Origin of the sequence: Streptomyces sp. NPDC093071 (assembly GCF_044754545.1) — a bacterium.
In the GTDB taxonomy this organism is placed as follows: domain Bacteria; phylum Actinomycetota; class Actinomycetes; order Streptomycetales; family Streptomycetaceae; genus Streptomyces.
This window is the reverse complement of sequence record NZ_JBIVPH010000002.1, coordinates 526,097-538,766: the sequence shown is the minus strand read 5'-3', so window position 1 is coordinate 538,766 and position 12,670 is coordinate 526,097. Positions and strand designations below refer to the sequence as shown.

Below are 12,670 nucleotides of genomic sequence, written 5' to 3'. Positions count from 1 at the left end.
ATCTTTTCCATGGTTCTACCGTGAGACGCATGACCAGCCACATGCGTGAGAGCGAGCCGCGGGCCGAGCACGTCTGTCCGGTCTGTCGCGGCGATGTCCACAGCGAGATCAAGCGGCACAAGACCTTGGGGGTCTTCGTTCCGCTCTGGGGTCCGGGCCCCTGTCACAACCCCGACTGCGCCGCGTACGAGCCCCCGCGCCCCCGGCCGCGTCCCCGTCCGTGACGCGGCGCGCGGGCGGACTCCTCAGCCGGTGCGGAAGGCCCGCAGGGCGGACGGGGTGACGTTCCTGAGGAACGGCACCGGGGTCACCGCGACGGCCAGCGCGAAGACGCCGAAGGCGAGCCGCGTACCGCCCCACTCGGCCAGGAGGCCGACCAGGGCCGCGCCCAGCGGCATGGCGCCGAAGCTGAAGAGCCGGGCCGCCGCGTTGTAGCGGCCGAGCATCTCGTCGGGGACCGCGCGCTGGGTGAGGGTGCGGGCGTTGACCGTCCAGAGCGTGCCGCCCATGCCGCCGAGGAAGGCCCCGGCCGCCACCGCCCGGATGTCGGTGGTCAGGGCCGGCAGGGCCACCATCAGGGCGGTGCCGACCAGGTCGGCGAACATCGCCCAGCGCGCGCCGAGCAGCCGGTTCACCCGGGTGACGGCCATCGCGCCGACGAGCCCGCCGACGCCGAGGGCGCTGAGCACGATGCCGTACTCCCGGGGGCCGAGCTCCATGGCCTGCCGGGCGTAGAGCGGCATGAGCGCCAGCCAGGCGCCCCAGACGGCGGCGAGCACGGCGACGATCAGCGACAGCGTGCGCAGCACCCGGTCGTGCCACAGGAAGCGCATCCCCTCGGCGATCCGGGCGTTCACCGGGACGGCCACCGCGTCCGGGGCGGGCGCGGGGGCCCGGAAACGGCCCACCAGGAGGAGCAGCGCGAGGGCGGCCAGGGCGTACGCGACGCTCGTCGCCCCCAGGGCGATCCCCGTCCCGGCGGCCAGCAGCAGCCCGCCGACGAACGGCCCGGCGAACTCCTGGCCGACGGTCTCGGCCCCCACCATCCAGGCGTTGGCGCCCTCGCGCCGCTTCTCCGGCACCGCGGCCGGAACCAGGGCGGAGGCGGAGGTCGAGGCCAGGACGTCGGCGACGCCGAGGACCGCCCCGGCGGCGAGGAGCGTCCCGAGGGTGAGGCCGCCGCCCGTGGCGGAGGCGGTGAGCCAGGCCGTCGCCGCCAGCCGCGCCCCGTTCGCGCCCCAGAGCAGCAGCCGCCGGTCGAAGCGGTCGACGAGCACGCCGATGTGCAGGGCGACGAGCAGCCAGGGCAGCGTGAGGGTCAGCGAGACGGCCGTGACCTCGGCGGGGGAGCCGGTGAGCCGGGCGGCGAGCACCGGGAGGGCCATCTTCACCACCCCGTCGGCGAGGTTGGTGACGGCGGTGAAGCCGACCAGGACCGGGGTGTTGCGGCGGCGGGGGTCCGCCGGGCCGGACTCCTCGCCGGTCTTCGTCCCTCCGGACAGCACGGTGACTATGATCCTCCCCTAACCGCCGAAAGCTTTAGCCGGTGAGACCACTCTGACGTACGACCGGCTACCTCCGCAACCGTCTAAACGCTTAGCCGGTAGAGTGGGCGGCGCAGGTACGGACGAAAGGAGCCCGCCGTGCTGGAACAGCCCGCCCCGGCCGTCCTCGTGGAGGCCTTCGCCAACACGGTCGACGTGGAGGAGGGGAGCGACGAGATCGCCACCCCGGCCGGGCTCGCCCGCTGGCTGGAGGACCGGGGCCTGCTCGACGCGCCCGGCACGGTCCCCGACGAAGTCCACCGGAGCTACCTGGCCCTGCGCGCCGGCCTCCGCGAGGAGCTGGGAGCCCACGTCGGAGACGTCCCCGACCCCGGCCTGCTCGCCGAGGCGGACCGGGTCCTCGCCGCGCACCCCGTACGGGTCACCGTGCACGGAACCCTGGTCCCCTCGGCGGAACTGCCCCCGGAGCGCGAACCGCTGGCGCTGCTCGCCATCGCGTGGAGCGAACTGGTCGCGGCCGGGGACGCGGCCCGCCTCAAGCGCTGCGCGGAGCACACCTGCGGATGGGCCTTCTGGGACGTCTCGAAGAACCGCAGCCGCCGCTGGTGCTCCATGCGGGTCTGCGGAAACCGCAACAAGTCCCGCGCTTATGCCTCCCGCCAACGCCGAACGCCCTGAGGCCGGGTCCCTTCCGGGACGTGGCCTTCCCGGGCCCTCTTCGGGGAGCCGCCCGTACGTCGTCGTACGGAGGGGATTCGTACGGGGCCTTCCGGGCCCTCTTCGGGGCGTACCCTCTCCGGCCCGGCCCCTCCGGACTCCCGGGCCCTTCGGACCCACGGCCCCCGGGCCTCCCGGACCCGCCTCGCCCTCGGAGGCAAAGCGCAGCGCCCGCGCGGAAAGCCCCGCACGGCAGGCTCTACCGCCGCCGTTCCGGCGTAGCCTGAACGCCATGAGGCAGGACGCCGATCCCGGGCTCTTCGGGCCCCGTTCCGTGACCTGGCAGTTGCACAGCGACCCGGTGATGTGGATCGCCGGGGTCAGGGCCCTGTGGCTCCAGGCGCTGCACCCCGTCGCCGTGCGCGGCGTCATGATCAACAGCAGTTTCCGGCAGGACCCCTGGGGCCGTCTCCTGCGGACCGCGGACTTCGTCGGGACCCTCAGCTACGGGACCACCGAGGCCGCGGAGGCGGCCGGCGCCCGGGTCCGCCGGATCCACCGGCGGCTCGGCGTGGACGACCCCGAGCTGCTGCTCTGGGTCCACTGCGCCGAGACCGACTCGTACCTCTCCGTCGCCCGCCGCTCCGGAATCCCGCTCACCGACGCCCAGGCGGACCGCTACGTCGCCGAACACCGCGCCTCGGCCCGGCTCGTCGGCCTCGACCCCGACGCCGTCCCGGCGTCCACCGCGCAACTCGCCGCCTACTTCGAGGCGGTGCGCCCCCGGCTCGCCGCCGGACCCGACGCCCGCACCGTCGAGGACTTCCTGCGCCGCCCGCCCGTCAAACCCGTCCTGGTACCGGCGCGCGAAGTGATCTGGCGGCGCGTCACGGCACTCGCGTACGACACCCTGCCCCCGTACGCCCACGCCCTCTACGGGCGGCCCGCCCCGCCCCCGGAGACCGTCACCCGCCGGCTCGCCGCCACCGCCCGCCTCCTGCGCCGCATCCCCTCCGGCCTGCGCTGGAGGCTGCCGCCCCGGCACGTCCTGCGCGCCGTGGAACGGCTCGGACCGGAGACGCGGCCCGATCCGTACGCGTACCCCACCCCGTATCCACTGTCCGACCCGGCGGCCATACTGGACACACCGGAAAGGGCGCACGGAATCGACGGGGGCGGCGGCACGCGATGGGGGACTCCAGACTGATCCAGGGCCGGTACCGCCTGCACGAGGTCATCGGCCGCGGGGGCATGGGCGAGGTGTGGCGCGCCACCGACGAGGCGCTCGGCCGCCGCGTCGCCGTGAAGTGCCTCAAACCCCTCGGCCCGCAGCAGGACCCCCACTCCCGCGACGTGGTGCGCGAGCGCTTCCGGCGCGAGGCCCGGGTGGCCGCCGCGCTCCAGCACCGCGGCATCACCGTCGTGCACGACTTCGGCGAGTACGAGGGCGTGCTCTTCCTCGTCATGGAGCTCCTGGAGGGCCGCAACCTCAGCCAGCTCCTCGCGGCCAACGCCCAGAACCCGCTGCCCGTCCAGGACCTCGTCGAGATCGCCGACCAGGTCGCCGACGCCCTCGCCTACACGCACCGCCAGGGCATCGTGCACCGCGACCTGAAGCCCGCGAACATCATGCGGCTGCGGGACGGCACGGTGAAGATCTGCGACTTCGGAATAGCGCGCCTCGGCGCCGACATGGGCTTCACCTCCAAGCTCACCGGGACCGGCATCGCCATGGGGACGCCCCACTACATGTCCCCGGAGCAGATCGGCGGCGGCGAGATCGACCACCGCAGCGACCTCTACTCGCTGGGCTGCGTGCTGTACGAACTCGCCACCGGCGCCCCGCCCTTCGACCTCGGCGACTCCTGGGCGATCCTCATCGGCCACCGCGACACGGTGCCGAGCCCGCCGCGCGCCCACCGCGCCGAGCTGCCCGACTACTTCGACCGCCTCGTCGTCGACCTGCTCGCCAAGGTCCCCGAGGAGCGGCCGGCCGACGCGGGGGACCTGCGCCGCCGGATCGTCTCGGGCCGCGCGGGCCCCTCCCCGTTCGCCCCGCCGCCCGGCGTGCCCGCGCAGCCGCCCCTGCCGCCGACCCGGCCCGTTCCGGTGGACCCCGGGCCCGCCCCCGCTCCCGTCCTCGTCGCGCCCGCGTGGGCCCGCGGCATGAGCGGCGGACACCGCCCGGCCGGGACCGCCGCCGGCCCGCGCCCGGCCGTCCACGACCCCGCTGCGGCCGTCCTCACCACCGAATGGACCACCGCCGCCGCGCCTGCCACCGCCGCGTCAGCCACCGCCGTCGCGCCCGCCACGACCCCGCCCGCCCCGGCCGCGCCCCCCGCCGAGCTGGTCGCGGTGCTCGCCGGCCGCCACCGGGCCGGCATGGGACTCGGCCGACTCGGCCGCTGGGACGAGGCCGAGGCGGTGCACCGGTCCGTCGCCGAGGACCGCTCGCGGGTCCTCGGCGCCGACCACCCCGACACCCTCGCCAGCCACTACGAGGTCGGCTTCGCCCTCGCCCGCCTCGACCGCCCCGCCGACGCCCTGGACGTCTTCGGCCGGGTCGCCCTGGCCCGCGCCCGCGTCCTCGGCGCCGACCACCCCGACACGCTCGCGGCGCGCCAGGAGCGGGCGTACGCGCTCGGGCGCCTCGGACGGCACCCCGAGGCGTACGAGCTCTACGTCGAGGTGATCGCCGCCCGCGAGCGCACCGTCGGCCCCGACCACCCCGACACCCTGCGCTGCCGTCACAACCTGGCCTTCACCCTCGGCCGCCTCGGGCGCCTGGAGGAGTCGTACCGCACGGCGCACGAGGTCGCGGAGGCGCGGGCCCGGCTGCTCGGCGCCGCCCACCCCGACACCCTGGCGACCCGCCACGAGGTCGCCCACGTCCTCGGGCGCCTGGGGCGCGGGGAGGAGGCGCTCGCCCAGTACCGCGCGGTCGCCGAGGCACGCGCCTCGGCCCTCGGCGCCGACCACCCCGAGACCCTCGCCGCCCGCTACGAGACCGGCGTCTTCCTCGGGCGGCTCGGCCAGGCCGCTGACGCCCTGGACGTCTGCCGCGACCTGATCGCCGCCCGGACCCGCGCCCAGGGCCCCGACGGGCCCGAGACCCTGCGCGCCCGCCACGCCCTCGCCGTCAACCTCGGCCGGCTCGGACGCTGGGAGGAGGCGCTCGCGGAGTCCCGGGACGTCCACGCGGCCCGGGAGCGGGCCCTGGGCGCCGACCACCCGGACACCCTCCTCAGCCGCCGCGAGACCGCCGTCGCCCTCGGCCGGCTCGACCGCTGGGAGGAGGCCCTGGAGACCCACCGGGCCGTCGCCGCCGCCCGCACCCGGCTCCTGGGCCCCGCGCACCCCGACACCGTCGCCGCCCTGGAGGACGAGGCCCACTGCCTGGAGCGCCTCGGCCACCCCACCGAGGCCGCCGCCCTCCTCCTTGGCGCGGCCACGCCCCCGCGGGGAGCCGCCTCCGCCTGACCGCCCCGGGGAAGGCGACGGGCCCGGCCCGTCCCCTTCCCCGGCCCCCGCCCGCGTGTGAGCATGAGCCATGACCGCCTCCGCCCCGCTCCCCGGCACCCCCGCGCCCGCCGCCCCGTACGACGCCGTCGTCGTCGGGGGCGGGCACAACGGACTCGTCGCCGCCGCCTACCTGGCCCGCGCCGGGCGCACCGTCCTCGTCCTGGAACGGCTCGGCTCCACGGGCGGGGCGGCCGTCTCCACCCGCCCGTTCGCCGGGGTGGACGCCCGCCTCTCCCGCTACTCGTACCTCGTCTCGCTCCTCCCGGAGAAGATCGTCCGGGACCTCGGGCTGACCTTCGGTGTGCGGAAGCGGTCCGTCTCCTCGTACACCCCGAAGGACGACGGCGGCCTCCTCGTCGGCGGCGGCCCCGAGCGCACCCGCGCCTCCTTCGCCGCGCTGACCGGCTCCGACCGCGCGTACGAGGCCTGGCAGGCGTTCTACGCCCGCACCGGCCGGGCCGCCCGCCGGATCTTCCCCACCCTCACCGAACCGCTCCCCACCCGGGCCGCCCTGCGTGCCCGCGTCGACGACGCCGACACCTGGCGGATGCTCTTCGAGGAGCCCCTCGGCGTCGCCGTCGAGGAGCACTTCGCCGACGACCTGGTCCGGGGCGTCGTCCTCACCGACGCCCTCATCGGCACCTTCGCCGACGCCCACGACCCCGGCCTCCTCCAGAACCGCTGCTTCCTCTACCACGTCATCGGCGGCGGCACCGGGGACTGGGACGTGCCCGTGGGCGGCATGGGCGCCCTCACCGACGCCCTCGCGGACGCGGCCCGCGCCGCCGGGGCCCACCTCCGCACCGGCCACGAGGTCACCCGGATCGAGACCGACGGACGCCGCGCCGAGGTCACGTACCGCACCGCCGACGGCGAGGCCACCGTCGAGGCGGGCCACGTCCTCGTCAACGCCTCCCCACAGGAGCTCGCCGCCCTGCTCGGCGACCCGCCCCCGCCCGCCCCGGAAGGCGCCCAGCTCAAGGTCAACATGCTGCTCACCCGGCTGCCGAAACTCCGGGACCGCTCCGTCGACCCCCACGAGGCCTTCGCCGGCACCTTCCACATCGCCGAGGGGTACGGACAGCTGGCCGCCGCCCACGCCGAGGCCGCCGCGGGCCGCCTCCCCACCGCCCCGCCCTCCGAGATCTACTGCCACTCCCTCACCGACCCGACGATCCTCGGCCCGGAGCTCGCCGCCCGGGGGTACCAGACCCTCACCCTCTTCGGGCTGCACACCCCCGCCCGGCTGTTCGCCGCCGACAACGACCGCGCCCGCGCCGCGCTCCTCGACGCCACCCTCGCCCAGCTCGACGCCCACCTGGACGAGCCGATCACCGACTGCCTCGCCCTCGACGCCGACGGGCGGCCCTGCATCGAGGCGAAGACCCCGCTCGACCTCGAACGCGAGCTGCGGCTGCCCGGCGGCCACATCTTCCACCGCGACCTCTCCTTCCCGTACGCGGACGGGTCCCCCGACGGGGAGGGCGGCGGCCGCTGGGGCGTGGAGACCCGCCACCCCAATGTGCTCCTGTGCGGCGCGGGCGCGATCCGGGGCGGGGGAGTGAGCGGCATCCCCGGTCACAACGCGGCGATGAGCGTCCTGGGCCGATGACCTCCCCGGAAGGGTGAACGCCCCCTCCGCGTGTTGACGCCGGGCCGTCCCCGCCCGGGGTGTGAAGCTGATCTGCGAGCGCGCTTAAGAAATCCTCGATGGACCCGGAGCCGCGCGTACGGAAGATTCTCTTCCAGGGATCTTGGGCGCACAGCCCTGCCCTCACCCCCACATCACAGGACACGCACGTCGGGAGCCGTTGCATTGAAGGCACTGGTCAAGCTGAAGGCGGAGCCGGGACTCTGGCTCACGGACGTGCCCGAGCCGGAGACCGGCCCCGGAGACGTCCTCATCAAGGTCAAGCGGACCGGCATCTGCGGCACCGACCTGCACATCCGCTCCTGGGACGGCTGGGCGCAGAAGACGATCGACACCCCGCTGACGCTCGGCCACGAGTTCGTCGGCGAGGTCGTCCACACCGGCCGTGACGTCGCCGACATCGCCGTCGGCGACCTGGTCAGCGGCGAGGGCCACCTCGTCTGCGGCAAGTGCCGCAACTGCCTGGCCGGCCGCCGCCACCTCTGCCGCGCCACCATCGGCCTCGGCGTCGGCCGCGACGGCGCCTTCGCCGAGTACGTGGTCCTGCCCGCCTCCAACGTGTGGGTGCACCGTGTCCCCGTCGACCTCGACGTCGCCGCGATCTTCGACCCCTTCGGCAACGCCGTGCACACCGCGCTCTCCTTCCCGCTCGTCGGCGAGGACGTCCTGGTCACCGGCGCCGGCCCGATCGGCATCATGGCCGCCGCCGTCGCCAAGCACGCCGGCGCCCGCAACGTCGTCATCACCGACGTCAGTGAGGAGCGCCTCGAACTCGCCCGCAAGACGGGCGTCACCCTCGCCCTGAACGTCGCCGAGCGGACCATCGCGGACGGCCAGCGCACCCTCGGGCTCAAGGAGGGCTTCGACGTCGGCCTGGAGATGTCCGGCAACCCGCACGCGATGCGCGACATGGTCGCCAACATGACCCACGGCGGCAAGATCGCCATGCTGGGCCTGCCCAGCGAGGACTTCGCCGTCGACTGGGCGAAGATCGTCACCTCCATGATCACGGTCAAGGGCATCTACGGCCGCGAGATGTTCGAGACCTGGTACGCCATGTCGGTGCTCCTGGAGGGCGGTCTCGACCTCGCCCCCGTGATCACCGGCCGGTACGCGTACACCGACTTCGAGGCCGCCTTCGACGACGCGGCCTCCGGCAAGAGCGGCAAGATCATCCTCGACTGGACTGCGGGAGCCTGACCCATGTTCGATTCCGTACGCGACGACATCCGAGCCACCCTCGAAGAGATCGAGCGGGCCGGACTCCACAAGCCCGAGCGCGTCATCGGCACCCCCCAGTCGGCCACCGTCGAGGTGACCGCAGGCGGCCGCCCCGGCGAGGTGCTCAACTTCTGCGCCAACAACTACCTGGGCCTCGCCGACCACCCCGACGTGGTCGCCGCCGCCCACGAGGCCCTGGACCGCTGGGGCTACGGCATGGCGTCCGTCCGCTTCATCTGCGGCACGCAGGAGGTCCACAAGGAGCTGGAGGCGCGCCTCTCCTCCTTCCTCGGCCAGGAGGACACGATCCTCTACTCCTCCTGCTTCGACGCCAACGGCGGCGTCTTCGAGACGCTCCTCGGCGCCGAGGACGCCGTCATCTCCGACGCCCTCAACCACGCCTCGATCATCGACGGCATCCGCCTCTCCAAGGCCCGCCGCTTCCGCTACGCCAACCGCGACATGGCGGACCTGGAGCGGCAGCTGAAGGAGGCCGTCGAGGGCGGCGCCCGGCGCAAGCTCATCGTCACCGACGGCGTCTTCTCGATGGACGGCTACGTCGCCCCGCTGGACGAGATCTGCGACCTGGCCGAGCGCTACGACGCCATGGTCATGGTCGACGACTCGCACGCCGTCGGCTTCGTCGGCCCCGGCGGGCGCGGCACCCCCGAGCTGCACGGCGTCATGGACCGCGTCGACATCATCACCGGCACCCTCGGCAAGGCCCTCGGCGGCGCCTCCGGCGGCTACGTCGCCGCCCGCGCCGAGATCGTCGCCCTGCTGCGCCAGCGCTCCCGCCCGTACCTCTTCTCGAACACCCTCGCCCCGGTCATCGCCGCCGCCTCCCTCAAGGTCCTCGACCTCCTGGAGTCCGCCGGCGACCTGCGCGACCGGCTCAGGGCCAACACGGAGCTCTTCCGCTCCCGGATGACCGAGGAGGGCTTCGACGTCCTCCCCGGCGACCACGCCATCGCCCCCGTCATGATCGGCGACGCCTCCGAGGCCGGACGCATGGCCGAGCTGCTCCTGGAGCGCGGCGTGTACGTGATCGGCTTCTCGTACCCGGTCGTGCCGCAGGGTCAGGCCCGCATCCGCGTCCAGCTCTCGGCCGCCCACTCCACGGAGGACGTGAACCGGGCCGTGGACGCGTTCGTCGCCGCCCGCGCCGCCCTCGCGGGCTGACCCCGGTCCGCGGGCCGGAGCAGCCCCTCCGGCCTGCGAGACTGGGAGCATGATCGAAGCGCGGCGGTTGCACATCCTCCGTGCGGTGGCCGACCACCGCACGGTCACGGCGGCGGCCGCCGCGCTCTACCTCACCCCCTCCGCCGTCTCCCAGCAGCTCGCCGCCCTGGAGCAGGAGACCGGCCACCGCCTGGTCGAGCGGAGCGCCCGGGGCGCCCGCCTCACCCCGGCCGGCGAGATCCTGCTGAGCCACGCCAACGCCGTCCTGGCCCAGCTGGAGCTCGCCGAGGCCGAGCTCGCCGCCTACGGCTCCGGCGAGGCCGGTACGGTCACGGTCGCCGCCTTCGCCACCGGCATCGGCCTCGTGGTGGCCCCCGCCCTCACGGCGCTCGCCCGCACCGCGCCCGGCATCCGGGTCCGGGTGCGGGACGCCGAGGGCGACGAGAGCCTGCTCATGGTCCTGGACCGGCAGGTGGACGTGGCCGTCGCCGTCGAGTACCGGGGCGCCCCCGGCGAGGACGACGACCGCCTCACCCGCGTGCCGCTCTACGCGGAGCCCTTCGACGCGGTCCTGCCGCCCGGCCACCCGCTGGCGGCCGGCGAGCGGGTCGCGCTCGCCGCCCTCGCCAAGGACGACTGGATCGGCCAGTCCACCGGCAACCCCTGCCACGACGTCACCGTCCTGGCCTGCGAGTACGCCGGGTTCGCGCCCCGCTTCGCGCACGTCTCCGACGACTTCCGCGCCGTCGTCGCCCTCGCCTCCGCCTCCGCCGGGGTCGCCCTCGTGCCGCGCTCCGCGCTGCGCGGGATGGACCTCACCGGCGTCGGGATCCGCCCGGTGGACGGGGTCGCCCCCACCCGCCGGGTCTTCGCGGCGGTACGGCGCGGGGCCGAGGAACACCCCCTGATCAGCCCGCTCCTGACGGAACTGCGCACGGCGGCGGCCGACTGAGCACCCCCGGACCCGTGCCGGACCCGAACCGGCGGGTCAGTCCCGGGACGCCGTCCACCCCACCGCCTCGATCCGGGCGCCGTCCGCGGGCCGGGCCTCGTCGAAGAGCGGGCGTCCCGCGGCGTCGAGGACCCGGACCCCGTCCACGTACACGCCCCGTCCGACGTACCGCGCGTCCGTCGTGTACCGCCACCGCAGCCGTACGGGGACGGCGCCCCGGGCCGTCCCCGGCACCTCGGCCGCGAGCCGGTGCCAGACCCGCCCGGACCAACCGCCCGCCGCTCCCGCCGGGTGCGCCACCGGCTCGGCTCCGGGGCGTGCGGTGACGAACGGCAGCGGCTCCCAGGTCGCCCCGCCGTCGCGGGAGGCCTCCAGGAAGGCGGCGTCCGCGTCCGGTTCGGTGTCCCACCACAGCGCGCACTCCAGGCGCGCGGCGCCGGGCACCGGGGGCAGGGCGAGGGTGGCGGTCGTGCCGCTCTCCATGCCGGAGAACCAGGCCGTCCGCCCCCGGACGGGCCGTACGGGCACGGCCCTGGCCAGCCGGTTCGCGGCGGCGACGCGCGGCGCGGAGCCGGAGCGCCAGGAGCGCACCGGGTGGACGGAGTTGCCGAGGACGATCAGGAAGGAGTCGGTCGTCGGGTCCAGGACGAGACCGGTCCCGGTGAAGCCGGTGTGCCCGGCCGTGCGGGGCGTGGCCATCGCGCCCATGTACCAGTGCTGGTGGAGTTCGAAGCCGAGCCCGTGCGCGTCGCCGGGGAAGTCCGTGTTGAAGTCGGTGAACATCAGCTCCACGGACGCGGGGGAGAGGATGCGGGCCGGGCCGTACGCCCCGCCGTTGAGCAGGGCGCGGGCGAGGACCGCCAGGTCCCAGGCGCGGGAGAAGATCCCGGCGTGCCCGGCGACCCCGCCGAGCGCGTACGCGTTCTCGTCGTGGACCTCGCCCCACACCATGCCCCGGTCCAGGCCCGACCAGGGCGGCCGGGCGTCCTCGGTGGCGGCGATGTCCGGCCGCCAGGAGGGCGGCGGGTTGAAGCGCGTGCGGCGCATCCCGAGCGGAGCGGTGATCTCGTCGTGGAGCAGGACGTCCAGACCGCGCCCGGTGATCTCCTCCAGGACCAACTGGAGCGAGATCAGGTTGAGATCGGAGTACAGGTACGCGGACCCCGGCGGATTCGCGAGCCTCTCCTCCCACAGCAGCCGCAGCTTCCCCTCCCGCGTCGGCTCCCGGTAGAGCGGGATCCAGGACCGGAACCCGGAGGTGTGGGTCAGGGGCTGACGCACCGTGACGTCCCGCTTCCCTCCGCCGCCGAACTCCGGCAGGTACGCCGTGACCCTCGCCTCCAGGTCGAGCGCCCCGCGCTCGATCTGCTGCACCGCCAGGATCGAGGTGAACAGCTTGGAGACCGAGGCCAGGTCGAAGACGGTGTCCCCGGTCATCGGCCGCTGCCGCTCCGGCGGCAGTTCGATCCCGGTGTCGGTCCTCTCGTCGTAGCCCGCGTACCGCACGGCCGAGCCGATCGCCCGGTGCAGGGCCACGGTCCCGCCGCGCCCGGCGAGCAGGACGGCGCCCGCGTACCAGGGGTGCGCGGGGGAGGGGCGGAGGAAGGCCTCGGCCTCCGTCACCAGTCGGTCCAGGTGCGGCGCGAGCAGTCCGGCCCGCGCGGCCGAACCGCGCCGCAGCGTGGTCCGCCGCGCGGGGACACCGGCCCCGAGACCGCCTCCTGACCCGCTTTCGGCCCCCGTCGCGGGACCGGCGCCCGGCACCGCACCGATCATCACCGCTCCTCCGAGGGCCAGGAGCCCGCCGCCGAACGCGCGCCGGGTCGAACGTCCTTGTCTCGCCGCATCCTCCGTCATGCCCCCTGTCTCCCACCGGGCACAGCCGCCAAACGGCTCCCCTCGAACATTCCTTCAGGTAGCATCACTCGTAAAGATCTCTTTGCTTTCAAAGCAAAATAAAGAGTTTGAAACCGAAATGAA

At 74.8% G+C, this 12,670-nt stretch carries 9 protein-coding genes; 7 read left to right on the top strand and 2 right to left on the bottom strand.

Annotated features, from left to right (window positions below):
- Nucleotides 1-245: 245 nt before the first annotated feature.
- The gene (locus ACIQD7_RS08255; RefSeq protein WP_402440614.1) at nt 246-1,505 is read right to left on the bottom strand and encodes an MFS transporter; all 1,260 of its coding nucleotides are present in this window, start codon (nt 1,503-1,505) and stop codon (nt 246-248) included.
- 138 nt (nt 1,506-1,643) lie between these two features.
- Between ACIQD7_RS08255 and ACIQD7_RS08250 the strand changes: the two genes are divergently transcribed.
- The 7 genes from ACIQD7_RS08250 (at nt 1,644) to ACIQD7_RS08220 (ending at nt 10,690) form a co-directional block, all read left to right on the top strand.
- Complete coding sequence (locus ACIQD7_RS08250; protein ID WP_402440612.1) at nt 1,644-2,183, top strand: CGNR zinc finger domain-containing protein; 540 nt, start codon at nt 1,644-1,646, stop codon at nt 2,181-2,183.
- Between the two features lie 271 nt (nt 2,184-2,454).
- Entirely contained in the window at nt 2,455-3,369 is a 915-nt protein-coding gene (locus ACIQD7_RS08245) for an oxygenase MpaB family protein (RefSeq protein ID WP_121833776.1), read from the top strand.
- Nucleotides 3,351-5,642: a tetratricopeptide repeat protein gene (locus ACIQD7_RS08240; protein ID WP_402440610.1), complete on the top strand. Its 2,292-nt coding sequence runs from the start codon at nt 3,351-3,353 to the stop codon at nt 5,640-5,642. The genes ACIQD7_RS08245 and ACIQD7_RS08240 overlap by 19 nt, the downstream gene beginning before the upstream one ends.
- Nucleotides 5,643-5,712: 70 nt before the next feature.
- Entirely contained in the window at nt 5,713-7,296 is a 1,584-nt protein-coding gene (locus ACIQD7_RS08235; protein ID WP_402440608.1) for a phytoene desaturase family protein, read from the top strand.
- Nucleotides 7,297-7,500: 204 nt separating this feature from the next.
- Complete coding sequence (tdh, locus tag ACIQD7_RS08230; RefSeq protein WP_121829664.1) at nt 7,501-8,535, top strand: L-threonine 3-dehydrogenase; 1,035 nt, start codon at nt 7,501-7,503, stop codon at nt 8,533-8,535.
- A 3-nt stretch (nt 8,536-8,538) separates the two neighbouring features.
- Nucleotides 8,539-9,738 (top strand): glycine C-acetyltransferase, encoded by a 1,200-nt coding sequence (locus ACIQD7_RS08225; protein ID WP_121829663.1) that lies wholly within the window; start codon nt 8,539-8,541, stop codon nt 9,736-9,738.
- Nucleotides 9,739-9,787: 49 nt separating this feature from the next.
- On the top strand, nt 9,788-10,690 hold the full coding sequence (locus ACIQD7_RS08220; RefSeq protein ID WP_402440605.1) for a LysR family transcriptional regulator: 903 nt from the start codon (nt 9,788-9,790) through the stop codon (nt 10,688-10,690).
- Between the two features lie 36 nt (nt 10,691-10,726).
- Here the strand turns inward: ACIQD7_RS08220 and ACIQD7_RS08215 are convergent, their stop codons facing one another.
- On the bottom strand, nt 10,727-12,547 hold the full coding sequence (locus ACIQD7_RS08215; RefSeq protein ID WP_402440602.1) for a serine hydrolase: 1,821 nt from the start codon (nt 12,545-12,547) through the stop codon (nt 10,727-10,729).
- Between the last annotated feature and the right edge of the window lie 123 nt (nt 12,548-12,670).

What these genes read in the sequence shown, in the direction of transcription:
- ACIQD7_RS08240 (WP_402440610.1), top strand. Translation starts at nt 3,351, where the DNA reads ATGGGGGACTCCAGACTGATCCAGGGCCGGTACCGCCTGCACGAGGTC.
- ACIQD7_RS08225 (WP_121829663.1), top strand. Translation starts at nt 8,539, where the DNA reads ATGTTCGATTCCGTACGCGACGACATCCGAGCCACCCTCGAAGAGATC.
- ACIQD7_RS08215 (WP_402440602.1), bottom strand. Translation starts at nt 12,547, where the DNA reads ATGACGGAGGATGCGGCGAGACAAGGACGTTCGACCCGGCGCGCGTTC.
- ACIQD7_RS08245 (WP_121833776.1), top strand. Translation starts at nt 2,455, where the DNA reads ATGAGGCAGGACGCCGATCCCGGGCTCTTCGGGCCCCGTTCCGTGACC.
- ACIQD7_RS08235 (WP_402440608.1), top strand. Translation starts at nt 5,713, where the DNA reads ATGACCGCCTCCGCCCCGCTCCCCGGCACCCCCGCGCCCGCCGCCCCG.
- ACIQD7_RS08220 (WP_402440605.1), top strand. Translation starts at nt 9,788, where the DNA reads ATGATCGAAGCGCGGCGGTTGCACATCCTCCGTGCGGTGGCCGACCAC.